The sequence below is a fragment of the Nocardiopsis sp. FIRDI 009 genome, assembly GCF_003386285.1.
GTDB lineage: Bacteria > Actinomycetota > Actinomycetes > Streptosporangiales > Streptosporangiaceae > Nocardiopsis.
The window spans coordinates 26,016-51,288 of record NZ_QPNC01000008.1 but is presented as its reverse complement, the minus strand read 5'-3'; the positions used below and the strand labels follow the sequence as shown (position 1 = coordinate 51,288).

17 protein-coding genes are annotated in these 25,273 nt (G+C 73.3%); 13 read left to right on the top strand and 4 right to left on the bottom strand.

Annotation, left to right across the window (positions count from 1 at the left end):
* Positions 1-151 precede the first annotated feature (151 nt).
* A complete protein-coding gene (locus DVR05_RS05310; protein ID WP_116244685.1) occupies positions 152-742 on the bottom strand; it encodes a GNAT family N-acetyltransferase in 591 nt (196 codons plus the stop codon).
* Between the two features lie 153 nt (positions 743-895).
* Positions 896-2,011 (bottom strand): peptidoglycan recognition family protein, encoded by a 1,116-nt coding sequence (locus DVR05_RS05305; protein WP_116244684.1) that lies wholly within the window; start codon positions 2,009-2,011, stop codon positions 896-898.
* 381 nt (positions 2,012-2,392) lie between these two features.
* Here DVR05_RS05305 and cobT point away from each other — a divergent pair, with 381 nt between their 5' ends.
* The 12 genes from cobT (at position 2,393) to DVR05_RS05235 (ending at position 21,608) form a co-directional block, all read left to right on the top strand.
* Entirely contained in the window at positions 2,393-4,822 is a 2,430-nt protein-coding gene (gene cobT / locus DVR05_RS05300) for a nicotinate-nucleotide--dimethylbenzimidazole phosphoribosyltransferase (protein WP_116244683.1), read from the top strand.
* Positions 4,823-5,029: 207 nt separating this feature from the next.
* Positions 5,030-6,310 (top strand): uroporphyrinogen-III C-methyltransferase, encoded by a 1,281-nt coding sequence (cobA, locus tag DVR05_RS05295; RefSeq protein WP_116244682.1) that lies wholly within the window; start codon positions 5,030-5,032, stop codon positions 6,308-6,310.
* Between the two features lie 71 nt (positions 6,311-6,381).
* On the top strand, positions 6,382-8,241 hold the full coding sequence (locus DVR05_RS05290; protein WP_116244681.1) for a GTPase: 1,860 nt from the start codon (positions 6,382-6,384) through the stop codon (positions 8,239-8,241).
* Entirely contained in the window at positions 8,238-10,985 is a 2,748-nt protein-coding gene (locus tag DVR05_RS05285; protein ID WP_116244680.1) for a GTPase, read from the top strand. Before DVR05_RS05290 ends, DVR05_RS05285 begins: the two co-directional genes overlap by 4 nt.
* A gap of 578 nt (positions 10,986-11,563) precedes the next feature.
* A complete protein-coding gene (locus DVR05_RS05280; protein ID WP_116244679.1) occupies positions 11,564-12,925 on the top strand; it encodes a GGDEF domain-containing protein in 1,362 nt (453 codons plus the stop codon).
* Between the two features lie 97 nt (positions 12,926-13,022).
* A complete protein-coding gene (locus DVR05_RS05275) occupies positions 13,023-14,213 on the top strand; it encodes a DUF4192 domain-containing protein (protein ID WP_116244678.1) in 1,191 nt (396 codons plus the stop codon).
* Between the two features lie 193 nt (positions 14,214-14,406).
* Positions 14,407-15,147, top strand: coding sequence for a hypothetical protein (locus DVR05_RS05270; protein WP_232831996.1), 741 nt, complete (start codon positions 14,407-14,409; stop codon positions 15,145-15,147).
* A 503-nt stretch (positions 15,148-15,650) separates the two neighbouring features.
* Positions 15,651-16,085: a hypothetical protein gene (locus DVR05_RS26925; protein ID WP_198659051.1), complete on the top strand. Its 435-nt coding sequence runs from the start codon at positions 15,651-15,653 to the stop codon at positions 16,083-16,085.
* A gap of 88 nt (positions 16,086-16,173) precedes the next feature.
* A complete protein-coding gene (locus DVR05_RS05260; protein ID WP_116244677.1) occupies positions 16,174-17,457 on the top strand; it encodes a metallophosphoesterase family protein in 1,284 nt (427 codons plus the stop codon).
* A gap of 966 nt (positions 17,458-18,423) precedes the next feature.
* On the top strand, positions 18,424-20,088 hold the full coding sequence (gene ettA / locus DVR05_RS05245) for an energy-dependent translational throttle protein EttA (protein WP_116244676.1): 1,665 nt from the start codon (positions 18,424-18,426) through the stop codon (positions 20,086-20,088).
* 139 nt (positions 20,089-20,227) lie between these two features.
* Entirely contained in the window at positions 20,228-20,995 is a 768-nt protein-coding gene (locus DVR05_RS05240; protein ID WP_232831995.1) for an arginase family protein, read from the top strand.
* An 88-nt stretch (positions 20,996-21,083) separates the two neighbouring features.
* Entirely contained in the window at positions 21,084-21,608 is a 525-nt protein-coding gene (locus DVR05_RS05235) for a globin (protein WP_116244674.1), read from the top strand.
* Between the two features lie 27 nt (positions 21,609-21,635).
* On the opposite strand, the gene DVR05_RS05230 is transcribed toward DVR05_RS05235, so the two are convergent.
* Complete coding sequence (locus tag DVR05_RS05230; RefSeq protein ID WP_116244673.1) at positions 21,636-22,079, bottom strand: thioesterase family protein; 444 nt, start codon at positions 22,077-22,079, stop codon at positions 21,636-21,638.
* 134 nt (positions 22,080-22,213) lie between these two features.
* Positions 22,214-24,307 carry a prolyl oligopeptidase family protein gene (locus tag DVR05_RS05225; protein WP_116244672.1) on the bottom strand — a complete coding sequence of 698 codons (2,094 nt, stop codon included), beginning with the start codon at positions 24,305-24,307 and terminating at the stop codon, positions 22,214-22,216.
* A gap of 379 nt (positions 24,308-24,686) precedes the next feature.
* On the opposite strand from DVR05_RS05225, the gene DVR05_RS05220 reads away from it, so the two are divergent.
* Positions 24,687-25,187 (top strand): HNH endonuclease, encoded by a 501-nt coding sequence (locus tag DVR05_RS05220; RefSeq protein ID WP_116244671.1) that lies wholly within the window; start codon positions 24,687-24,689, stop codon positions 25,185-25,187.
* Positions 25,188-25,273: the final 86 nt, after the last annotated feature.

Here is a 25,273-nt window from a genome sequence, read left to right as displayed (position 1 = left end):
TGGGAGCGCGACCTCGGTCGGCTCCCAGCGGTTGCCGGCCGGGTCCCTCGCGCGCGGCCCGCGGCCGTCCGCGGCGTCGGTCGCGCCGTTCCGGACCCGCCTTCCCGGGCGGTGCGCGGCACGCGCCGCCACCGCCCGCTCGGCGGCTCGGTCAGCGGTCCAGGTCGGAGGGGACGAGGCTGTAGACGGCCAGGTCGGTGCGGCCCTCGTGCAGCGGCATCGCGTTGCGCTCGACCCCCTCCAGGACGAACCCGGCCTTCTCCGCCACCCGCCGCGACCCCGTGTTCCCGGTGGCCGCCTTGAGCTCCACGCGCTGGAATCCCTGGTCGATCGCCCAGCGCGAGACCGCCACGGCCGCCTCGGCGGCGAACCCGCGGCCGCGCGCCCACGGGGCGACCGCGTAGCCGACCTCGGTCCGCAACGCGGCCCAGTCTGTGCGCAGCAGGCCGATCGATCCCACCAGGCGGCCGGTGTCCTTCTCCACGGTGGCCCAGTGCTGCCCGTCCCCGTCGGCGCGCAGGGCGGGGGCGACCAGCCGGCACCACCGTTCGGCGTTCTCCCGGGTGTAGGGGACGCCGGGTTCGGGGAGGGGCACCCACCTCTGGAGGGAGGGGTCGGCGTAGATCAGGTGGACGTCGTCGATGTCGTCCTCGACGAACGCGCGCAGTCTCAGCCGTTCCGTCTCCAGGATCACGGAGGGCAGAGTCGGCTTGGCGGGGGAGGGCGGTGGGGTCTCGGGCATGGGTGTCGTGGGTCCTCGGTCGTCGGATGATGCGCACACCCTATGCACGGAGCATCGGCGTTCGTCCGTGATCTACGACGTAAAGGCCCTGTCCGCGTTCCGGGACACACAGAGTGGGGAGTCCTCGAAGAGCCTCCCCCATTCGGCTGCGCCTCAGGCACGTCCGCGGACGACCCGCTGGCGGACCTCGGTGTCGAACACCGCCGAGAACGCGTTGCCCGGGCAGTCGGTGTCCAGCCAGTCGCGGTGACGCGAGATCGTCCGGGCCGGTGTCGTCTCCCCGGTGCCCGGGCGGACGTACTCGATCTGAGCCGCCGGGTCCAGGCCCGTCACCGAGCACAGCACGCCCAGGACGTTGACGAGGGAGTCCCGCGCGGCGCGGGTGGGCAGCTCGTCGGTGAAGTCGCCGAGCAGGCACACCCCGATGTTGCCGTGGTTGAACGTGTAGACGTGCCCGGCCGTCACCGCCGCGGCCCGACCCGGGCCGGGCCGGGCCGAGAAGACCGGCACCCCGTCCTCACCCGAGTGGCGGCCCTCGTAGACCGTCCCGTCGGGGTCGATGAGCACGTGGTAGCCGATGTCCCCCCACGCCAGCTGGACCGCGTGCAGGTGGTAGACCGCCCGCACGTCGGCGGCGTGGTCACCGCTGGTCGCCAGCGCGGTGTGGTGCACGGTGATCGCCTGCACCGGGTGGAACTCGGCGGGCCACAGGTCGTTGCCCTCGTCGTCGAAGCGGTACGACTCGTCCGCCCCCCAGCCCGCGCGGGTCACGAACCGCGCGGACGGGCGCCCGGGGGAGCCGCCCAGGGTCTGGTACCCCTCGTCCGACGCCGCCAGGGACGTGCGGGCGGGGCCGTCGAACCGGAGCGCCTCCCCGTCGCCCAGGTTGAGGGCCGACGTCCGGGCGCCGCCGCGCACCTCGTAGCCGGTGGCCCCCTCCGGCGCGCGGACGAGGGCGGAGGAGACGGGCTCCCGGTCGTCCCGGCCCGAGGTGTGCAGGTGCAGCGGTTCCCAGGGGCCGAGGACGCCGTCCCTGGCGAACCGGATCGCGGGCCGGGCGGTGGCCGTCGCCGGTCGCGCCACCGTCACCATGTCGAACCGGGTGTCCGGCCGGACGAGGCCACCGGAGACGGGGGAGGGTTCGGCGATCACCCGGGGGATCTCCGGGGCGGCGTCGGCCAGGGCGGGACCGCGGGCGGGCAGCGCGGTGCCGAGCGCCGTCAGTCCGGCGAGGGCGGTGGAACCGGTGAGGAATGAGCGGCGTCGCATACGTCGTCCTTGTCGGCTGGCGGTGGTCGTCAGGCCCTGCCGTGGGTGGGGACGGACGTCCGGGAGCGGTCGCCCGACGCGGGGCGGGGCCAGGCCCTTCCCGGGGCGCGGGGAGGTGTCGGACAGCCTCGCACAGACCCGCGTCCACAGGGGGTTTCGGCACGCCGTCCCGGTCGTTGGGGTCGGGCCGCAGGGCGGATGCGGCGCGGACGGTGTTCTGGGTCGGGCTCTGGCAGAGTGGGTACGGATGCGACCCCGTTCGGGGCGGTCAGCCCTGGTGGGGGCCCGGGTGAACGGAACGAACGTCGCGGACTACGCTTACGGGTCTATGTCGGATCAGGTGGACAACGGGCAGTCGGCACACCTCTGCGGGGAGCGATCATGACCAACGGTGACCGCGGGTCGGCCCGGCGCGACGACGGCCGGGCCGAGCCCCGGGAGCGGAGCGGGCGGGCGGCCCCGGAACTCGGCGGACTCCTGGACGGCCTGCCCGAGCCGGGGCGCGGGACCCAGCCTCGGAGCGGTGGCGGAACGAACCCGTTCCGCCCGTCACCACGGCCGTCCGACCCGGAGCCCGCCACCCCCGCACCCACCGAACCCATCCCGACGGTCGCCGAACCCGATGCCGGAGAGCGGGGGGCGGACGCCGGGCCGCCCCCGTCGGAACCCGCGTCCGCGGCCCCGGGCGCGGACGCGACCGGCCCCGCGCCGGAGGAGGCGGGCGCGGAGGCGCCGGCGGTGTCCTCTCCCGCCCCCGAGCCCGTTCCCACCGCCGCGCCGACCCCCGCCGACGACCGGCCGGGCCCCAACGTCATCCCGTTCCGCGGGGGTGACCGGAGCCCGGCCTCGGAGCGAGGGGCCGGGCGCGATCGCGAACGCACCCCGAAGGCGGCGCCCGCCGCCCCCGAACCGCCCCCGCGAACCACCGCGCCAGGATCCGCGGAGCCGCGTCCCACGACCACCGAAGCGGAGCAGAGCAACACCGTGCACGCACACCAAGCAGCCGAGCCCCGCCCGGAGCCCGGGCACACCGGTCCGCGCCCCCAGGCCGCCTCGGCGCCCGTCACCTCCGGCCCCCCGGCCGACCACGCCTACGGTGACCCCGAGCGCGCCGCCGTCTACCGGGCCATCAGCGAGCGCCGGGACGTGGTCGGGGGGTTCCGTCCCGACCCGGTCCCCGACGACGTCCTCACCCGGGTCCTGGAGGCCGCCCACCAGGCGCCCAGCGTCGGCGGCGCGCGTCCCTGGGACTTCCTCGTCATCGACGACCCCGCGGTGCGGGCCCGGGTGCGCGACCTGGCCGAGTCCGAGCGCGACGACCACACGCGCGCGCTGCCCGGGTCCCGCGCCCGGACGCTGACCGGCCTGAAGGTCGAGGCGATCGTCGAGGCCCCGCTCAACATCGCCGTCACCGTCGACCCCTCCCGGGGCGGCCGCCACGCCCTGGGCCGCCACGCCCAGCCGTTGAGCTCCGGGTACTCGCCCGCGCTCGCCGTGGAGAACCTCTGGCTGGCCGCGCGGGCCGAGGGGTTGGGGGTCGGCTGGATCAGCCACGTCGACGAGCGTGACGTCGCCCGCGTCCTCGATCTCCCCTCGCACCTGGAGGTGGTCGCCTACCTCTGCGTCGGCTACGTCGAGGAGTTCCCCACCGAGCCGGGAACCGGCCCGGACGACGCGGCGGGCGGACGCCCCCTGTCCTGGGCGGTGCACCGCGACCGCTACGGCCGCCGCGGTCTGCCCGGCCAGGAGCCCACGAGCCTGCTGGAGGAGACCATCGCCGCCATCGGAGCGTTGAACACCCGCGCGGTGGAGCAGGCCAGGGACCGGCAGAACCGCATGACCAAGCCGAAGGGCTCCCTGGGGGTCCTGGAGGAGGTGTCGGTCCGGCTCGCCGGGCTGGCGGGTGTGTGTCCGCCGCCGATCCCCGAACCGGTCGCGGTCGCGGTGTTCGCCGGTGACCACGGTGTGCACGCCCAGGGGGTGACCCCGTGGCCGCAGGAGGTCACGGCCCAGATGGTGCACAACTTCCTCGCCGGGGGCGCGGTGGTCAACGCCTTCGCCGCGCAGGTCGGCGCGGAGGTGACCGTCGTGGACGTGGGCGTGGCCGGGGACCTGCCCCGGGCCGCCGGTCTGCTGCCCCGCAAGGTGGCGCGCGGTACCGCCGACCTCACCCGGGGCCCGGCGATGACCCGCGAGCAGGCCCTCCAGGCGCTGGAGGGCGGTATCGAGGTGGCGCGGGAGCTCGTCTCGGCGGGGAACCGCTGCCTGGTCACCGGGGACATGGGCATCGCCAACACGACCCCGGCCGCCGCGCTGGTGTGCGCGTTCACCGGGGCCGAGCCGGAGGACGCCACCGGTCGGGGGACCGGCGTGGACGACGCGACCTTCGAGCACAAGGTGTCCGTGGTGCGGCGCGCCCTGGCGGCCAACCCCGTGGATCCGGCCGACCCGATCGGCACGCTCGCCGCCCTGGGCGGTCTGGAGCACGCGGCCCTGGCCGGGTTCGTCCTGGGCGGTGCCGCCCTGGGCGTCCCGGTTCTGCTCGACGGGGTCATCGCGGGGTCGGCCGCGCTCGCGGCGGCGGCCATCTCCCCGGAGTCGGTCCAGGCGTGCTTCGCCGGTCACCGCTCCAGCGAGCCCGGGCACACCCTCGCCCTGGCCCATCTGGACCTGCGTCCGCTGGTGGACCTGGAGATGCGGTTGGGGGAGGGGTCGGGCGCCCTGCTGGCGCTGCCGATCCTCCAGGCGTCCGCGCGCGTCCTGCGTGATGTGGCGACCTTCGACGACGCCGGTGTGTCCACCCTCGACTGAGGGGTGCGGGGGCCGTGCCCGGCCGTGCCGCCGCCGGGTGCGGTCGGGCTCACATCGGGCGCGCGCACCGGTTTACTCAGGTGTAATACCTCTTTGACAAGGTGACTCGCACAATCGCCGAACATCGCCGGCGGCGCGATGGAGCACCATCCGCGCACCCCGCCGTCGTCGCCGGGGGCCGGTACGGACGACGGAAGGGGCGCGACCGTGACCTATCTGCTGGGTTTGCGCATGGAGGGCCGCGACGTCCTCGTGGTCGGAGGGGGGCGGGTCGCCGGGCGTCGTGTTCCGGTCCTGTTGGAGGCGGGGGCGCGTGTCACCCTCGTGGCGCCCGCCGTCTCGGCGGCGTTGGAGGACCTGGCCGCCGCGGGCCGGATCACGTGGGAGCGGCGGGCCTACGTCCCCGGTGACGTGTCGGGTCCCGACGCCCCGGTCTTCTGGTTGGTGCACGCCGCCACCGACGATCCCGACGTCAACGCGGCGATCGCGCGGGAGGCCGAGTCCGCCCGGGTGTGGTGCGTGCGCGCCGACGACCGGCACGCCTCCTCGGCCTGGACGCCCGCCACCGGGAGCGCGGGCGGGATCACCGTCGGGGTGGTCGCCTCCGGTGATCCGCGCAGGGCCGCGGGGCTGCGTGACGCCATCACCGACGGGCTCGCCGACGGCACCCTGGACGCGCGGCGCGGCCGTGAGCGGTTCAGCGGGGTCGCGTTGGTGGGTGGCGGTCCGGGTGATCCGGGTCTGATCACGGTCCGCGGGCAGCAGCTTCTCTCCCAGGCCGACGTGGTGGTGGTCGACCGGTTGGCGCCGACCTCGCTGCTGGACCGTCTGCCGGCGGACGTGGAGATCGTGGACGCCTCGAAGATCCCCTACGGACGGTCGATGAGCCAGCGGGACATCAACGACGTCCTGGTCGACCGTGCCCGCCGGGGCAAGTTCGTGGTCCGGCTCAAGGGCGGTGACTCCTTCCTCTTCGGGCGGGGCGGGGAGGAGGCCGCGGCCTGTGCCGCGGCGGGTGTGCCGGTCATCGCGGTCCCGGGTGTGACCAGTGCGCTGGCCGCTCCGGCGAGCGCGGGCATCCCCGCCACCCATCGGGGGGTGGCCCAGGACGTGCACATCGTCTCGGCGCATGTGGCCCCGGGTGACGAGCGCTCCACCGTCGACTGGCGGGGGTTGGCCCGGGCGGGCGGGACGGTGGTCGTGCTCATGGGGGTCGAGCGGGTCGAGGCGATCACCGAGGCGCTCGTGGAGCACGGCCGTCCGGCCCACACCCCGGTCGCCGTGGTGCAGGAGGCCACGCTGCCTGGGCAGCGTACGGTCACGGGTACGCTGGCGGACATCGCCGCCTCGGTCCGATCGGCCGGAGTTCGGCCCCCGGCGGTGGTGATCATCGGAGAAGTGGTCAAAACGGCGCGGGATCTTGACATACTGCACACGGGGACCCAGTTCGAGACGCGTCGACTGGCGACCGGGCGCGATCTCCAGTGAGACCCCCGTCAGCGGCGCTCGACGTCCGTGCGGCGGGGACCGTCAGCACCGATGAGGAGGGCAGACCGATCATGACCCGGCCGTCGGCAGCACCGGACGCCAATGGCTCCGGTGCCTCGGACCGGTTCGGCACCGGACCGGCCGCCACCTCCGACCATCCCGTCCCGGGCCCGGGTTCGGTACCCGCGGCCGACACCGCCGCCAGCGGGGGGCCGGGCAGGCACGCCGCCGCCACCCGGGGGAGCGACCGTTTCGAACAGGTCCTGGAGTCGCTGCGCACCCAGATCCGTGATCTGAGGTTCGCCGACGGCCTGCCCGCGGCGGAGGAGGGGCGGGTGCTCCAGGCCGATGTTCTGGCGCAGCTGTCCGACTACGTCCTGCCCCGGGTGCGGCGGCCCGACATCCCGTTGCTGATCGCGGTCGCCGGTTCCACGGGCGCGGGCAAGTCCACCTTGGTCAACAGTCTGGTCGGTGAGCAGGTCACCACGACGGGGGTGCGGCGGCCCACGACCAACAGCCCGGTCCTGGCGTGCAACCCGGCCGACGTGGACTGGTTCAGCGAGGCGTCCTTCATCCCGGCGCTGCCTCGGGTGCGTCAGCAGGGGTTGGCCATGCCGGGCAAGGACGGCATGCTCGTGCTCGCGGCGAGCGAGGCCATGCCGCGCGGGGTCGCCCTGCTGGACACCCCGGACGTCGACTCGGCGGTGGCCGCCCACCACGAGTTCGCCGCCAAGTTCCTCGACGCGGCGGATCTGTGGGTGTTCGTCACCACCAGTACCCGTTACGCCGACGCGCGTGTGTGGGAGTTCCTCCAGGTGGCGCGGGACCGGGACACGTCGCTGGCGGTCGTGCTCTCCCGGGTCCCGCGCAAGGGCCGCCGCCAGTTGCTCGACCACTTCGGCGCGATGCTGGAGGCGAACGGCCTGGGTGGGGCGGCGCGGTTCGCGATCCCCGAGACCGACCAGGTCAGGGGGGAGCGTTTCACCGCCAACGTCGCCGACCCCATCCGTACCTATCTGGCGGACGTGGCGGGTGAGGCCGACCAGCGTGACCGGGTCTCGCGCCGTACCTTCGTCGGTGTCATCGACAGTTTCCGCTCCCGGGTGCCGGAGCTGGCGCGGCAGGTGGAGGCGCAGGTGGAGGCCGGGCGGGTGCTCAGCGGCGCGGTGGACGACGCCTACGCCCAGGCGCGCCGCCACGTGGACGCCGGGCTCGCCGACGGTTCCCTGCTCAGCGGTTCGCTCCTCGCGCGGTGGCAGGAGGTGGCCGCCAGCGGCGAGCTCGCCAGGAGTCTGCGGTTGCGTGGCAGGCGGGCGCGGCGGCGCCGCGCGGAGTCACTCGAACGGGGACAGCGGGTCGGTGCGTTGGAGGAGGCGGTCCGCGACTCCCTGTCGGCGCTGGTGGTGTCGGCGTCCGAGCGCGCCGGGCACGAGATCGAGGCGCGGTGGCGGGAGATGCCGGGCGGTGAGGAGTTGGCCGAGAAGGCGCGCGCGCTGCCCGGCGGGGGGCTCCTGGCCCAGCGGTTCCGCAAGGAGCTCGCCGAGTGGCAGAGCGAGATCGCGGAGATGACCGCGGCCAGCGGCGCCACCAAGCGTTCGGTGGCCCGGTTCGTCACCTTCGACCACGACATCGTCGCGCTCGTCCTCATCATGGACCTGCTGGGCTACGAACGGTCCCGGTCCGGCGGCGGCGCGCACGCGGCGGAGTCCTCCGGGCCCTCTCCGCAGCGACTGCTCAAGGGGCTGTTCGGGGCGCAGTCCCTCCGTAGCATGGGCACGGCGGCCCGCGACAACCTGCGCGGGCGGATCGAGGCGCTGCTCGCCCAGGAGCGCGCGCCCTTCGACAGCACCCTGGCGTCGGCTGGCATCCCCTCCGAGGACAGCGCCGTCCAGCTCTATCAGGCCACGTACAACCTTGAGATTTCACGATGACGACTCAGTGGAACCCCGCGTGGGCGTCCGGGGAGACCGGCGCCTCCGAATCCGGGGACGAGGTCCAATCGACGGGCAGGTCCGAAGCGGTGAGTGACGACCGCGTGCCGCGCGGCGCGTCGGGGTCGGCCGAGAGCGGCCCCTGGCGGGGCTACACGGTTCCGGTTCCCGAACATCCCGGACGCGGGTCCGGGTCCGGGTCCGGCGAGGCTCCGGCGGAGACGGCGCACGACGGGATCTCGGGATACCCGGACGCCGCACCGGCCGGGGAGTCGACCGCTCCCCGTCGGAGTCCGGGGCGGCACGCCCGTGTGTCCCCGGACCGGAACGGCGGGGCGCCCGTCGGCGGTGGTGGCGGCGGCTCCGACGCGGGCGAGGTCTCGGACTCCGGTCACGCCCGGAGCGGCCGCGGGGGGCGCGGCGTGCGCGGCACCAGGGGTGAGCGGGGTCGTCGCGGTGCGCGGGGGGCCGGGGACGGCCGTGAGGCGCGCGATGTCGGCGCTGGTCCGGACGCGGGGGACGATCCGGACGGTCTCGCCGGGTGGGTGGGCAGCCTCGCCGAGGCGGCCGAGGACGCCCAGATCGCCGGTCGCACCACCGGGGCCTTTCCCGTGGTGTCCGGCAGGCCCCCGGAGTGGGTTCCCGCCCCGGGTCAGGACGGTGACGCGGCCGAGGCGGACCACGCGACCGCCGAGGGGGGTTCCTTTGGTGTGTCCTCGACCGAGGCGCCTGAGGCCGCTGAGGTGGCTGAGGTGTCCGTGGAGCGGCGGGGCGCCGGTCGGCGGGAGGAGGGCCGGGACACCCCGGTCGGGCCGGGGACCGGTCAGCCGGACGCCGCCCCTGACCCGGGCTCGGGGCCGCCCGCCCGGACGGGTGCGCGGCCTGAGGCCGAGCAGGAGGACGGCGGGCCCCTGCCCCGCCGTGTCCCCGGGCCGTCCGCGGTCTCCGGCGCCTTCCGGGCCGTGGGGGGCGTCGGTGCCGCCGAGACGGACGGGGCGGCCGAGTCCGACCGGGGGGCTGATCCGGATCGGGCGGTCGAGTCCGACAGGGTCGCCGGGCCGGACCCGGCGGGCGAGGGTGAGGACGACGAGTACCGTCCGACCACGCACGACCACTGGCGGTCCGCCAGGACGGTCACCCGGGCCGAGCTCGTCGAGCGTCTGGACGCGCTGTCCACCATGGTCGAACTCGGCCAGGAGGACCTGCCGGAGGAGGTCGTGGCCCGTTCCGCGCAGCTGCTCGACCACGCGGGTGCGCGCCTGCGGCTGTCCGGGGAGCACACCGTCGTGGCCCTGGCGGGCGGTACCGGAAGCGGTAAGTCGTCGCTGTTCAACGCCTTGTGCGGCCTGGAGTTGTCGCAGACCGGGGTCACCCGCCCCACCACGTCCAAGGCCCACGCCTGCGTGTGGGGGCACGAGGGCGCCGACGCGCTCCTGAGCTGGCTGGGTGTGCCCACCCGTTACCGCCACTCGCGTACCGGCGTCCTGGACGCGGGCAACTCCGAGTTGACCGGTCTGGTCCTGCTCGACCTGCCCGACCACGACTCCGTGCGCAGCATGCACACCGCCGAGGCCGACCGGCTCATCGGGTCGGTGGACCTGCTCGTATGGGTCCTGGACCCGCAGAAGTACGCCGACGCGGCCGTCCACCACCGTTACCTGGCCCGGATGGCCGGGCACGGAGCCGTCACGGTGGCGGTCCTCAACCAGGTCGACCGGGTCGAGCCGGACGAGCTGGAGGAGCTGCTGACCGACCTGCGGCGTCTGATGGAGACGGAGTCGGGCGTGCATCCCCGGGTGATCACCACCTCGACCGTCACCGGGAAGGGCATCCGCGACCTGCGCGAGTTCCTCGGTGAGACGGTGCGCGAACGTCGGGCGCTGGTGGACCGGCTGGTCGCCGACCTGGACCAGGTGGTGGTGGACTTCGACGAGTTCCACGGTGAGGGGGAGATCCCCGAGGCGGTGCCCGAACCGGTGGCCGAACGGGTCCGGAGCGGGCTCGCCGGGGCCGCCGGGGTCAGGGCCGTGGCCGACGTGACCGAGACCAACGACGTCAGGCGCGGCAGGCGCGAGGTCGGTTGGCCGGTCGCTCGGATGGCGGCGAAGCTGCGTAAGGACCCGCTGGCGGCGGTCCAGCTCGACTTCCTGCGCCAGGACGGCGACACGGGTGTGGGCGGTCCGGTCGACGCGCACTCCGCCGAGCTGGAGACGGTTCTGGGGGAGGCGGCCGACGGTGTCTCGGAGGGGATGCCCTCGTTGTGGCGGCGCCGGATGCGCGCGGCCGCGCTCAGCGGGGCCGCCGGGCTTCCGGCGGAGCTGGGGGAGGCGGTCTCGGGCGCGGTCGGCGACCCGGACCGGAACCAGCCCTGGTGGCGGATGGCCCGGGCGGCGCAGTACGCCCTGTTGACCGTCGCCGGGCTCGGCCTGGTGTGGGCGGTCGTGGCGCTGTCGAGTTGGATCGCGGGCGGCCTCACCGGGTTGGCGATGTTCGACGAGCCGGTGTTCGTCGGCTACTCGGCCGCCCTGGTGGCGGCGTCCCTGCTGGTCGGCTGGTTGACGGGGGTGGGCTGCGGCAACCTGGTCGAGGTCGCGGCCGTCCAGCGTCGCGAGGAGGTGGAGCGGACCGCGGGGGAGCGGGTCGCCGAGATCGCGCGCCGCAGGGTGGTCGAACCGATGGAGGCCGAGTTGGCGCGGTACCGGGCGTTCCGGGCCGCCCACGAGGTGGCCAGGGCGTCGTCGTGAGGCGCTGAGAACCCCGCGCCGTCGGGCGCGGACATCGATGGCGGGCGGTCGTCGGGGACCGCCGGAACGCTCCGGGGGCGGGTGGCACGTCGCGTGCCACCCGCCCCCGGGTCTTGCCGTGTCGGGTCTCAGGTCCAGTGCACGCTGTTGTACATGTGTCCTCCTCCGATCGGGCGGTGCCGGTCCCCAAGGGGCGGGACGCTGGGTCGGTCGGCACCTCGGGTCCGAAAACGGCCATCGAAGCCGGATCCTACGGTAGAACGTCTCGGAGCCCGGTTCCACCCCCGCCCCGCGGGCTCCGGGCGTCCCGAGCCAATCTAGTCGCTGCCTGCGCCGATCATACAATCAGCAATTAAGCTATTACCCAACGTAATGTAAAGTGGTGGGGGTGGAGCGTCGGGCCGTGCTGACGTACTCGCCCGCGCCGCGGCGGCCGTGCCGGTCGCCGCGCGGCGGCGGCGCGGAACTCAGCGCGAAATCGGGTCGTCGAAGGGAGAACCGAAGGAGGTGGTTCGCCTATCAGTAGCACGTGTAGGGGTTGGACTGCGGAGCGTGACACAGGGAGGGAGGATGGAGCCGTGAGTATCTCGGAGAAGCCGTTGGCGGCGGAGGGCGCGGCCGCCGGGGAACGGCCGCGCTGGCCGATCCTCCAGCAACCCCGGGGCCTGATCGTCTACATGGGGCTGCTCCTGTTCGCGGCGCTGTTCCTGTTCGGGGCGGCGGCGGCACTGACGACCGTGATCCTGGCGGACGTGGTGACCCTCCTGGCGCTGACCATGTGCGCGGGCATCTGTGTGGAGGCGATCCGCCGTCTGGGGGTGCCCGCGGGGTTCGCGCGCGACCTGCTGGGCGCGTGGTGGTTCCCGGTCGTGCTGCTCCTGCCGCCCGTGTACTCCCTCATCGTCCCCATCCCGGTGTTCCTGCTGCTGCAACTGCGTGCCAGGCGGGCCCTGGTGCACCGGAGGGTCTTCAACGCCACGGCCATCGGACTGTCGGGCTTCCTGGCGTCGGTGATGTGGCATCTGGTGGCCGCCGACGGGCTGTGGGAGGCGATGGGCGGTGTGCCGGACGCGCACGAGAGGCTGGCCACGGGCGCGGGGGTGCTGGTCGCGGTGCTGTGCTGTGCCGCGTTCACCGTGCTGAACACGTTCCTGGTCGCCCTGGCCGCGCGGATCAGCATGGGGCCGGGTACGACGCTGCGGCCCATGTGGGACCGGGAGGCGTGCACGGTCGACGCCGTCGAATTATGTGTCGGCGTGACCGTGGCGATCCTCGCCCAGCTCACCCTGTTCCTGCTGGCCATCGCGGTTCCGCCGGTGCTGCTCCTGCAACGCAGCCTGCTGTTCCAGCAGTTGCAGATGGCGGCGCGCACCGACCCCAAGACCGGGCTGCTGAACGCGCCGACGTGGGAGCAGGAGGCGTCGGTGGAGATCGCCCGGGCGCGCGCGCAGCGGGGGTACGCGGCCGTGCTGATCATCGACATCGACCACTTCAAGCGGGTCAACGACAACCACGGGCACCTGTTCGGCGACCAGGTGCTGCTCGGGGTGGCCACGACCATCGCGCAGCAGTTGCGCCAGTCCGACCTGCTCGGCCGCTTCGGCGGCGAGGAGTTCGTGGTGCTGCTGCCCGGGTCCGACACCTCGGAGGCGTGGCAGGCGGCGGAGCGGTTGCGCGCCCAGGTCGGGTGCATGGAGATCTCGGTGGACGACGTGCCGGTGACCATCACGGTCTCGATCGGGGCGGCGGTCATCGGTGAGCACGGCAACGACCTCGTGGAGCTGCTGACCGCGGCGGACCTGGCGCTGTACCGGGCCAAGGAGACCGGGCGCAACCGGGTGTGCCTGCCCGCCGGCCGCCCGGGGATGCCGGGCACGATACCCGGGCCCAGGGAGGGCGGTCTGCCGGGCCGGGGCGGTCCCGTGGGCGAGGTCGACTGACCGGACCCGGGAGGGGCCGCCGGTTCTTCCCGGGCGGGTTGTCCACAGCCCACGGATCCCCATTGCGCGTCACCCTCCGCTCACGCACCGTGGAAACATGCACTCCGACCACCACGGACACCCGGTAGATCCCTTCGACCCCGACCACCGCGGCGGTGCCGGACGCGGCTCCGCCCCCTCCCCTCCCGGCGGTGAGTCCGCCCCCGTTCCCCCACCCCGGCCCGCCGGGGACACGGCGACCGGCCCGCCGGGTCGGCCCCCGGACGCGCTCCGGCTCACCACCCCGACCGACGTGATCGCCGTCCTGCCCTACCTCGCGGGCGGGCCGCCCGACCCCGGGATCGCGGTCCTGGCGCTGCGGAACGGACGCGTGCACGCGGTTCTGTGCGCGGACCTGGACGGTGACGGGATCCCGCCCGGCTCGCGGAGCGCGCCCCCGGCCGTCGACCGCGCCGCCGCGGAGGGCTGCGACACGTTGCTGGTCGTGGCGTTCGGCCCGCCCGAGCTGGTCACCCCACACGTCGACGGTCTGCTGGCGGCGGCCCGAGGGCGCGGGATGACCGTCCTGGACGCACTCCGGGTCACCGACGGCCGCTACTGGTCCTACACCTGCTCCGACACCTCCTGCTGCCCGCCCGAGGGCACGGTGGTCGATGTGGACCGCTCCACCGCCCCCGCCGACGCCGTCCTGCGCGGGATCACGCCCCTGGCCCCGTTCCACACGGCCGTGCCCGACGCCGCGCGGGTGCGCTCCCTCCTCGAACCGGTCTCCGGCCCGGTCGGCGCCGCGGTGGCCGAGGCGGCGGCGGAGGTGGCCGCGCGCGTCCGGGGGCGTGACGGCCGCGACTGTGACGGCCTCGTCGATCTGGGGCTGCCCGCGGTCCGCGCCGCCGTCCGCGCGGAGTACCGGTCGGAGGGGGTCACCGATCCGGGGGAGGTGGCCGCGTTGGGCGTGTACCTGACGCACACGCGTGTGCGGGACGAGGTGTGGGCCAGGATCACCGCCGCGAGCGCGCAGGCGCACCAGCGGCTCTGGAGCCGGGTCGCTCGGCACGTTCCCGAACACCTGCGGGCGGCTCCGGCCTCGCTGCTGGCGGTGGCGGCCTGGCAGCGCGACGACCGGGCGCTGGCGTCGGCGGCCCTGGACGTCGCCCTGGACGCTGACCCCGGGTACTCGATGGCGCTGCTCATGAGCCGGGCCCTGGCCTGGGGGCTGCCGGTGCGCCGGTGGCGGCAGGCCGCCCCCCGGTGGACGGAGGGGAAGGAGGACTGGGGTGAGGGCGACTGATCGCGCCCGGCTGTCGCGACCCGCCTGGTGTGGGCGGGGGAGAGCCCCCGGACCGGGACCACCGTGCTGGTGGGCCGGGGCCCTCGCTTGGACGGGGGTTCGACGTCGCCGGGCCGTTCCGGGCGTCAGGGACGTCGGGTCCCGTACCGCGCCGACTCCGGCGGTGTCACCGGTGAACGGCATGATGGGCCGTATGGAGAACAGCGCGACCCCCCGCCCGGAGCGGCTCCCCGGCTACGACGGCGGCCCTCTGACCCACCGCCCCGAGCTTCTCGACCAGCCCCTGTTCTGGTGGGAACACCTCTACTCCAGCGTGCGGGAGGAGGAGGCCGAGGACCTGTTGTTCGGCGCGGACCCCGACGCCGTGGACGACTTCCGGCAGCAGATGGGGGAGGAGGGGGCCTGGCCCGTCTTCACCGTCCCACTCGCCGCCGGTCGTCTGCATGTCGTCCACCGTATCGACGAGGATCCCGGAATCGACTTCCTCGTCCACCGTCCCGAGTGGGCTCAGGCCGAACTGGTCGCCCGGCTCGACGGTCACTTCATGGGCCCCGGACTGTCTTGGTCGGAGTTGGTCGCCGCCGCGGACAGCGCGCTTGCCGGCGGTAGCACCGATGACCCGGACTGTCGTCTGCTCCTGCTGCTACCGGCGCTTGGGGACTCCGCCGTGCCCGACGGTGCCGTCGAACGCCTGGCGGCGGCGCTGCGCCCCCGGACCGGCGTCGAGGATCCCGACGGGTTCGCGGTCGCCCTCCTGGAACAACAGGAGCCGTGGGGTCCCGTGCGGTGGACCACGGGCGGGGACGGTTCGCGGATCAACGACGGCGGATGGTCGCCGCGCAACCCCGGGAACCGCGCGTTGTCGCCCGCCCGGCTGGCCCGGGTGAGTGCGGCCCTGGCCCCTGACCCGGGTTCGGTGTCACCTCGGGGGTGACCGCTCTCCGGGCGGTCACCGTGGAGGGGCGCGGGTGCGGAGGGGGCGGCGTCGGCGGACCGGCCGGGAGTCCGTACCGGCTCGGCCATGCCCGACGGAGCGCGGCACCGCGGGGAGCCCCGTCCTCGGCCGCGGCCCGATGGGCGAACACCCGCCCGAGTCAGCGGATCTCCCCTCCGCGCTCCCCGGGGGTGCGCGGCCGGGGAGGACACCCCGACCCACGGCCCGGTCGATGGTCACGGCAGGGTCAGTCGCACCATCAAGGGGGTCGTGGCCGCTGGCGCGGGCGGAGGGGGCGAACTCGGCGTTGGTGTGCGCCGCGTCGAGGTCGTACCCGCTGTCGACCAGGGACGGGGAGATGAGGATGTGGTCGAGCACCTGGGAGTTGCCCTCCCCGATGCAGGTGCGGCGGTCGGTGCCGGGCAGCGTGGACGGAGGAGACGGACGGCGACCCCGGTGTCGGGGGAGCGGTCCGGTTCCGCTTCGAACCCGGCGGATCCGACGTGAGGGTGCTGGAGGCCCAGCCCGTCGAGCGGGTGCTGTGGGAGGTCGTCGACGGTCCCGAGGAGTGGATCGGGACGCGGATCAGCTTCGAGCCCACGCAGGAGGACGGCTTCACGATCGTGCTGTTCCGGCACGAGGGCTGGAAGGAGCCGGTGGAGTTCATGTACCACTGCAGCACCACGTGGGGGGTCTTCCTGATGAGCCCCAAGAAGCTGGTCGAGATCGGTGAGGGCGAGCCCGCGCCGCACGGCGTGCGGCGCGGCGACCGGCATGAGCCGAGGACCCGCGGCGGGCGGGCGTCGGCGGACCGGTCACCGGTCCGCCGACGAGGACGTTGTCGTGTCCCCCGCCCGTACCGCGACGACGACCGGTCCACGACACCAGCGTGGGCCGCGCACCTCCGATGGGCGCTGGGGGAGGATTTCACACGATAGATGCATAGAGTATGTGTCTATTTACTCTGAGTTGCCAATGGTTCTTTATGGTGGTCCGTGACCGATCCACCTCACACGGAGTCATCCCATGCGCTCACCAGCTCCGCCTTCCGGGGTCGCGCGGCGTGGCGCCGCACTGGTCGCCGCCCTGACCCTCGCGTTCGGCACCGCCCCGGTCGCGCCGACGCTGGCCGCCACGGCGGAACGCGTGACCCTGTCGCCCACCGCCGACCCCGGCACCTCGCAGACCGTCACCTGGCGTGCCTCCGATGACTACGCTCCCGTCCTGGAGATCGCGGCCGTGGCCGACTCCGACCGGATCCGGCGCGTGGCGGGCGTGCGCACCGGCGGCAGCCGAGGTACGCACTATCGCGCGACCGTGCGGGGACTGGACCCCGACACCGCCTACCGCTACCGCGTGGGCGACGCCGACGGTGTCCTCGGCGACTGGCACACCTTCACGACGGCGGGCGATGACTCCGACCCGTTCCGCTTCCTCTACTTCGGCGACGTGCAGAACGACATCTCCTCCGGCGCCGCGCCCACCATCAGGGCCGCGCTGGCCGACGCCCCCGACGCCGAACTCGCCGTGCACTCCGGAGACCTGGTCGACAGCGCGGAGAACGACCGGCAGTGGGGCGAGTGGTACGACGCCTTCGGGGTGGAGGCCACCGGCGGTGTCAACCAGGTGGCCGCGCCGGGCAACCACGAGTACAGCAGGCGCGAACTCAGCGGCCACTGGCCGCTCCAGTTCCCCGGCGCCGGTAACGGTCCCGATCACGAGGCCCTGGACGGCACCGTCTACTACACCGATCACCAGGGTGTGCGCTTCATCGTGCTGAACAGCAACTACGCCTACGCTCCCGGGGGCGACCAGGACGGCTGGCTCGGGAGTCAGGAGGAGTGGCTGCGCGGCGTGCTGGCGGACAACCCCCAGCGCTGGACCGTGGTCACCTTCCACCACCCGGTGTTCTCCAGCACCCCCGGCCGCGACAACGGCCCGCTGCGCGAGAGGTGGCTCGACGTCTTCGAGGACTACGGCGTCGACCTGGTGCTCCAGGGACACGACCACAGTTACGGGCGCGGGAACATGGTCGCCAACCGCACCGGGGACCCCGACGTGCAGACCGGCCCGGTCTACGTGGTCGCGGTGACCGGGCCGAAGATGTACCGCGTGGACGATGCCGTCTGGGTCGACAACGGCGCCGAGGTCCGGGTGCAGCGCGGCGAGACCCAGACGTACCAGATCGTGTCCGTCGACGGCACGCGCCTGGACTACGTCGCCAAGACCCGCGACGGTGAGGTGGTCGACAGCTTCACGATCACCAAGGACGGGCGCGGCAAGCGGGTGACCGACACCCTGGGTGGGTGAGGGGAGCCCCCGCAGCTGACCGACGGGGCCGCCACCTGGTCGCCAGGCAGGGGCCGCACCGACGCGGTGGGGCTGGGTCAGGGGTTCGTGGAGGCTTCCGGGAACGCGCGCCACTCGCAGGCGTCGAAGGAGAGGCCGCCCCCGCCACGGTTCTGGGTGTCGCGCACCCAGGTGTCCCGACCTTCCGCTGACCTCGACACGGTTCCCGCCTGACGTGGAGTGGGGCGATGTGTGGAAGCGGTCGGTCATCGGGGGAGTCCTTCCAGAGGTGCCCGCCGCTCCGAGGCCGTCATGTCTCGGATGGTGGCCACAGCGCCCCGACCCTGTCCGTGAGACGACGGGAGCCCATCAGTCGCTGTGCGAGTGACGGATGCCAGCCGGACGCCGGGGCCATGGACGACATCGAGCAGTTCCGAACGAGGCCGCACACCCGACCCGATCCCTTCGACAGGGCGCGGGACGCCCTCCTGTCACTGCGAGGGCCGGCCTTCACCCCGGAGTGGCGGCGCTTCCCCCGGACGTGCGGTGGGGACGTGGAACGCGCGTTGATCGGTCCCGTCTACCCGGGCGACGTCGCCCTCGGCCTGAAGGACGGCTGGACCTGGGGAGGGCAGGACGGGGACGGAACCTGGCGGTACGTCCAGCGCGACCGCCCGGACATCCTCGTGGACCGGGTGATCGGGACCCGTGCCGGGTGCGCCCCCCGCTGTCGCGGAGGCGGGAGCGGTAACGGGGTGGCGAGCGCGGAACACGTGCCGAGACCGCGGAGAGGGGCCGTGCCGGCGGGCGGGTCCCTCGCCTGCCGTCCGCACCCGCGCACCCGTGTTCTCGGACGGCTTCCGCGAACGGGAAGATCGGGCGGGTGCGAGGCGTTCCAGTGCGTGACCCGCCGAGCTCCGCAGGGCCGCCGTGCAGCGCGATCCGCACAGGTCTCGGCACAGGCGCCGACACCCTAGTCTGGAAGACATGCCGGAGTACATCTACACCATGCAAAACGTGCGCAAGGCGCACGGCGACAAGGTCGTCCTTGACAACGTCTCGGGGTCGTTCCTGCCCGGAGCCAAGATCGGCGTCGTGGGGCCCAACGGTGCGGGTAAGTCGACGCTGCTGAAGATCATGGCCGGCATCGAGCAGCCGTCCAACGGTGAAGCGCGACTGATGCCCGGTTTCACCGTCGGTCTGCTCGCCCAGGAGCCCCACCTGGACCCCGACAAGACCGTTCTGGAGAACGTCGAGGACGGGGTCGCCGAGACCAAGGCGATGCTGAGCCGCTTCAACGAGATCGCCGAGAAGATGGCGACCGACTACTCCGACGACCTGTTGGAGGAGATGGGCAAGCTCCAGGAGCAGCTCGACCACCGCAATGCCTGGGACCTGGACAGCCAGCTCGCCCAGGCCATGGACGCCCTGCGCTGCCCGCCCGGGGACGCCTCCGTCACCCAGCTGTCCGGTGGTGAGAAGCGCCGCGTCGCCCTGTGCAAGCTGCTGCTGGAGGCGCCCGACCTGCTGCTCCTGGACGAGCCCACCAACCACCTCGACGCCGAGAGCGTGAACTGGCTGGAGCAGCACCTGGCCAAGTACCCCGGCACCATCGTCGCCATCACCCACGACCGGTACTTCCTCGACCACGTCGCCACGTGGATCCTGGAGCTGGACCGCGGCCAGTTCTACCCCTACGAGGGCAACTACAGCACCTACCTGGAGACCAAGCAGGCTCGCCTGAAGGTCGAGGGGCAGAAGGACGCCAAGCGCTCCAAGCGCCTCAAGGAGGAGCTGGAGTGGGTCCGCTCCAACGCCAAGGCCCGCCAGACCAAGAGCAGGGCCCGTCTCCAGCGCTACGAGGAGATGGCCGCCGAGGCCGACAAGACCCGCAAGCTGGACTTCGAGGAGATCCAGATCCCGCCGGGCCCGCGCCTGGGCAACACGGTCGTGGAGGTCAAGAACCTCACCAAGGGCTTCGACGACCGGGTCCTGATCGAGGACCTGAGCTTCTCGCTCCCGCCGAACGGTATCGTCGGCGTCATCGGCCCCAACGGTGTCGGTAAGACGACCCTGTTCAAGATGATCGTCGGCGAGGAGACCCCCGACGAGGGCAAGATCAACGTCGGCGAGACCGTCGAGATCTCCTACGTCGACCAGTACCGCGGCCGCATCGACGACACCAAGAACGTCTGGGAGACCATCTCCGACGGCGAGAGCTTCATCGAGGTCGGCAAGGTCGAGATCCCCAGCCGCGCCTACGTCGCCGCGTTCGGCTTCAAGGGCTCCGACCAGCAGAAGCCGTCGGGTGTGCTCTCCGGCGGTGAGCGCAACCGCGTCAACCTGGCGCTCACCCTCAAGCAGGGCGGCAACCTCCTGCTCCTGGACGAGCCCACCAACGACCTGGACGTGGAGACCCTCGGCTCGCTGGAGAACGCGCTGCTGGACTTCCCCGGCTGCGCCGTGATCACCTCCCACGACCGGTGGTTCCTGGACCGCGTCGCCACGCACATCCTCGCCTGGGAGGGCGACGCCAACTGGTTCTGGTTCGAGGGCAACTTCGAGTCCTACGAGAAGAACAAGATCGAGCGTCTGGGCCCGGAGGCCGCGCGCCCGCACGCGGTCACGCACCGCAAGCTCACCCGCGACTGATTCACAGCGCACGCGAGGCCCCGCGGACCGGTTCCGGCCTGGTCCACGGGGCCTTCCGCGTGCCACGGGCCGGTCGGGGCGCCCGTCGGAACGGAGAAAACCGGTGTTGTGCGGGGTGGGACGCGGCTATCGTCCCGCCATGACGATTCTGCGCGTGCCCTACCACCTCGACGAGTACCTGCCCGATCTGCGGCCGCCGCTGCCGGAGGAGGCCGTGACGGTGACCGCAGACCTGCCCGACGGTCACGTGTGGACGCGGATGGCGGCCCTGCACGAGGTCGTCGCGGAGCACGTCGCCGACCACGTGCGCGCCGGGCGGGTCCCCACCGTGCTGTCCGGGGACTGCATGGTGGCCCTCGGCACCGCGGCGGGGCTGCAACGGGCCGGTACGGACGCCTCCGTCGTCTGGTTCGACGCCCACGGTGACGTCCAGACCATGGAGACCAGTGCCTCGGGGTACGCGGGCGGGATCCCGTTGCGCGTGCTGACCGGCTACCGCCCGGACCCGGCCACCGACCGGCTCGGCCTGCGCGACGTCCCCGAGGAGCGGGTCCTCCTCGTCGACGGACGCGACCTCGACCCGCCGGAGGCCGAGTACCTGCGCACCTCGGCGGTGCGGGTGAGCGCGGTCGCCGACGTGGCCGCGGACGCGCTCGTGGAGGGCCCCCTCCTGCTGCACGTGGACCTGGACGTCATCGACCCCGACCAGGTGCCCGGGACGCTCTTCCCCGCCCCCGGCAGCCCCTCCGCCGATGCCGTGGTGGGGGCGGTACGCCGGGTCATGGACACTGGTCGGGTGGCCGCGCTGAGCGTCGGCTGCACCTGGCGGTCCGACCCGGAGGACGACCTCCCCGGCCGGGCCCGCGCCCGCCTCCTGGCCGACCTGCTGGCCCCTCCGTCCCGCTGACCCGCCCGTGAACCACCCGGGGGCGCCGGCACTCCCACCCCACCGGCCCGCCTGACGGGGCGGGGAGTGTCGCATACCCTGGGGGACGATGACTTCCGCGCGAGACGATCACCACAACCAGGGCGAGGGGCCGGTGCGAACGACGTTCTACGAGGCCGTGGGCGGTGAGGAGACCTTCACCCGCCTGGTCCGCCGCTTCTACGAGGGCGTCGCAGCCGACCCCCTGCTGCGGCCCATGTACCCGGAGGAGGACCTCGGCCCCGCCGAGGAGCGCCTGCGCCTGTTCCTCATCCAGTACTGGGGCGGCCCGCGCACCTACAACGAGCGGCGCGGCCACCCGCGGCTGCGGATGCGGCACTTCCCGTTCCGCATCGGCGCCGCCGAGCGCGACCGCTGGCTGGAGCTCATGCGCGCCGCGATGGACTCCCTGGAGCTGCCCGAGGCCCTCGACCGGCAGATGTGGGAGTACATGGTCATGGCGGCGCACAGCATGGTCAACGTCCCGGAGGAGGCCACGGCTCCGGCGGTGGCCGACCCGACGTCGTTGTCGGTGGCCTCGCGCGAGGGGCGCGACGGCGACGAGGGCGAGACCGTCTCCATCTCCCTGAAGTAGCCTCCGTCAGGGCCCGGAGCGCCCCGCTCAGGCGTACTGGGCGAGGAAGGCGCGCTCGGTGTCGTTGAGCCGCCGGGCCCTCTGCGTGGGCACGTCGAACCCGACCAGCACCGTCCTGGCACGCAGGTACACGGTCGTGTCGTCGCGGATCTCGTAGGCCAGCGTGCAGCTCGCGTTGCGCACCTCGGTCACCCACAGCTCCACCCGCACCGGGTCCTTGCGGGGCAGCAGCGGCGCCACGTAGTCCGCCTCCTGACGGGCCACGACCATGGCGCCGAAGACCTCCTCGCCCTCATCGACCGTGCCGCCGTACCGCAGGAACGAGATCCGGGCGTCCTCCAGGTAGGTGAGCATCCGCACGTTGTTGACGTGATGCTGGGGGTCAAGGTCGGCGTAGCGGACCTGGGCCAGGTGGACGTGCCGCTGCGGCACGGTCGCGGTCCCGTTGCCTCCGGCCTCGATCTGTGTCACGTCCCGTGTTCCTCTCGTGGGCGGCTCCTGGGGGGTGGACTCCACCGATTGTCCCAATTCCCCCAGGAGGCCGTTCCACTGACCGGGCGTCTGGCGTGTGTCGTGGATCTCCCCGCGGCGGCCGGAGCCGCCGGTCAGGCCGCCGACACCCCCAGGTGGTGGGCGAGGAAGGCCAGCTGTTCGGCGCTCAGCGCCACGCTCCGGCTCACCGAGCGGGAGCTGTGCCCGACCTCCGACTCACGCCGCAGCAGGACCGGCCGCTCGTCCGGGGACGCGGAGGTGGCCCACTGCATCAGCGCGCACAGCTTGCGGGCGTGCATGGGGTCCACGCGGGTGTCGTTGTCGAAGACCGTGAACAGCGTCGCCGGATAGCGGGTGCCCGCACGCACGTTGTGGTAGGGCGAGTACCCCAGCAGCCACTCCAGTTCCTCGGGCTCGTCGGCGCTGCCGTACTCCACGTTCCACAGCTGGCCCAGGCCGAATCCCTCGTAGCGCACCATGTCCAGCAGCGGGGCCGAGCACACCGCGGCGGCGAACAGGTCGGGGCGCTGGGTGACCATCGCGCCGACCAGCAGTCCGCCGTTGCTCCCGCCCATGACGGCGAGCCGCTCGGGGGTGGTGACCCCCGTCGCGATCAGGTGTTCGGCGGCCGCGGCGCAGTCGTCGAACACGTTCTGCTTGTTGGCGAGCATCCCGCCGCGGTGCCACTCCTCGCCCTCCTCCAGCCCGCCGCGCAGGTTGGCGGTGGCGTAGACGCCTCCGGCCCGCACCCAGGCCAGGACCGAGGCCGAGTAGGAGGGGGTCAGGGAGATGCGGAAGCCGCCGTACCCGTACAGGATGGTCGGCCGGGGTCCGTCCGCGGGCTGGGCCGGGGAGACCACGAGCATGCGCACCGGGGTGCCGTCCTTGGAGGTGTACGTCACCAGTTCGGTGCGTACCTCGGGCGGGTCGATCTCTCCGGGGGCCTGCGCCCAGCTCGACACCGTGCCGCTGAGGGCGTCGTAGCGGTACACCGACGAGGGGTGTGTGCTGTCGGTGTAGCCGAACCAGGCCTCGTGGCCGCCCTCCGGCCGCTCCATGAGCCCGCCGATGCTGCCCAGCCCCGGCATCTCCAGCACGCCCAGCCGTGCACCGGTGGCCAGGTCGTGGCGGGTGACCTCGCTGATCGCGTGGCGGCTCCAGCCGACGAGGATCTCGGGCCGATCCATCCGCGGTCCGTCCAGGATCGCGAAGTCCTCCAGGACCGCCTCGGGGTCCTCAGCGATCAGGGTGGTCCAGTGCTCGGTGCCGGGGGTGGCCGGGTCGGTCACGCACACGCGTCCGCGCGGGGCGTCGCGGTCGGTGTACAGGTACAGGCGCCCGTCCCGGCCCACGTGTGCGGACAGGGCGGCGTCCACGCCCTCCTGGACCGGTGTGAGCCGGGGCGCGCCCGGGTCGCCCTCGGACAGGTCGGCGATCCACATGTCGGTGGCCGAGGAGGTGCCGCGGACCGCCAGCAGGATCAGCCAGCGTCCGTCGCGGCTGACGGTGACGCTGAAGTACTCGGTCTTGTCCCGGTCCTGGCCGAAGACGAGGACGTCCTGGTCGGTGGGGGTGCCCAGCCGGTGCAGGTAGACGCGCCGGTGGTAGCCCTCCTCGCCCTCGGGGACCTGGTCGGCGGGCAGCCGCCGCACGTAGTAGAAGGCGGAGGAGTCGGGCAGCCACGCGATCGGACTGTAGCGGGTGCGGTCGATCGGTCCGTCGACGGTCTCGCCGGTGTCGACGTCCATGATCCGCAGGGCGGACTCCTCGTCGCCGCCCTCGGAGAGCTGGTGGGCCAGCAGCCGTCCGGAGCGGTCGGGTTTCCAGGAGTCGAGGGTGGTCAGCCCGCTCGGGTCCAGGGCGCCGGGGTCGAGCAGGACGCGCTCGGGCCCGTCGCCGTCCTGGACGTGGAGGACGCCGTGCTCCTGGTCGGCCGTGCGGCGGGTGAAGAACCGGCGCTCGCCCCGCCAGACGGGAGCGCCGACGTGCCCGGCGCCCATGAGTGACCGGACCCGCTCGGCGAACCAGTCGCGTGTCCGGAACCGGGAGGACGCCTCGGAGTAGAGGGTGTCCTGGGCTGCGGACCACTCCTTGGTCTCGGTGGCCTGGGGATCCTCCAGCCACCGGTAGGGGTCGGCGACCGTACGGCCGTGCAGGGTGTCGACGATGTCCAGCCGCTCTGCTGGCGGGTAGCGAAGTTCACGCATACTTCGCACTCTATCCACCGATATCTCACGCCCGGTGTTCGGCGCGGCGGCACCGTGAAACGCGGTGCGGACGGCGCACAATGGGTGGAGGAAAGCGGCGACACGCGCTTTCCGGACGTCCCGCCGAAAATTGGGGTGGCGCTGGAGCGGCCTGACCACGCAAACTGAATGCGGGACGCGAGCTCGGCGGAAACCACCGGGAGGTCCGTGTGGCAAGGCGAACGGAACCACCGATCCTCGGATCGGTGCACAGGGAGGTTTCCTGGCTGGCCTACCGGCTGGCCGGGGAGGAGACACGGCCGCGGTACGCGACGGCCGGGGCGAAGCGATGAGCGGCCGACGCAGCCGGGAGGGTGGCCCACCGACCGCCCGCCGTCACGTGCTGCTGCTCAACGCCAGTTTCGAACCACTGACGACCCTTCCCCTGCGCAGGGCGATCCTGCTCGTCCTGCGGGAGAAGGCGGAGGTCGTGCACGGAGACGAGGCCGGGGCGATGCTGCACTCGGCGACGCGGTCGTACGACGTGCCGTCGGTCATCCGGCTCAGACGCTACATCAGCGTCCCGTACGGACGCAGGGTGCCGCTGACGCGGGTGGCCCTCATGCGGAGGGACCGGCACACCTGCGGTTACTGCGGGAAGAAGGCCGAGACGATCGACCACGTCATCCCGCGCAGCCGCGGCGGGGCGCACGTGTGGGAGAACGTGGTGGCGGCGTGCAAGCCGTGCAACCACCGCAAGGCCGACAAGTTCCTGGACGAACTCGGGTGGGAACTGCACATCACCCCCAAGGTGCCCAAGGGTCCGCACTGGCGGCTGATCAACGGTGACCTGCACGGCGACCCCCAGTGGGAGCCCTACATGGCCCACCTGGCGGCCTGACGGCCCGGGGCCGGGGTCAGGCGTCCCCGTCCGGCCCCGCGGCTGCCCCTCGCCCTCGGCTGTGCCCGGTCGCGGACGCGACCGCG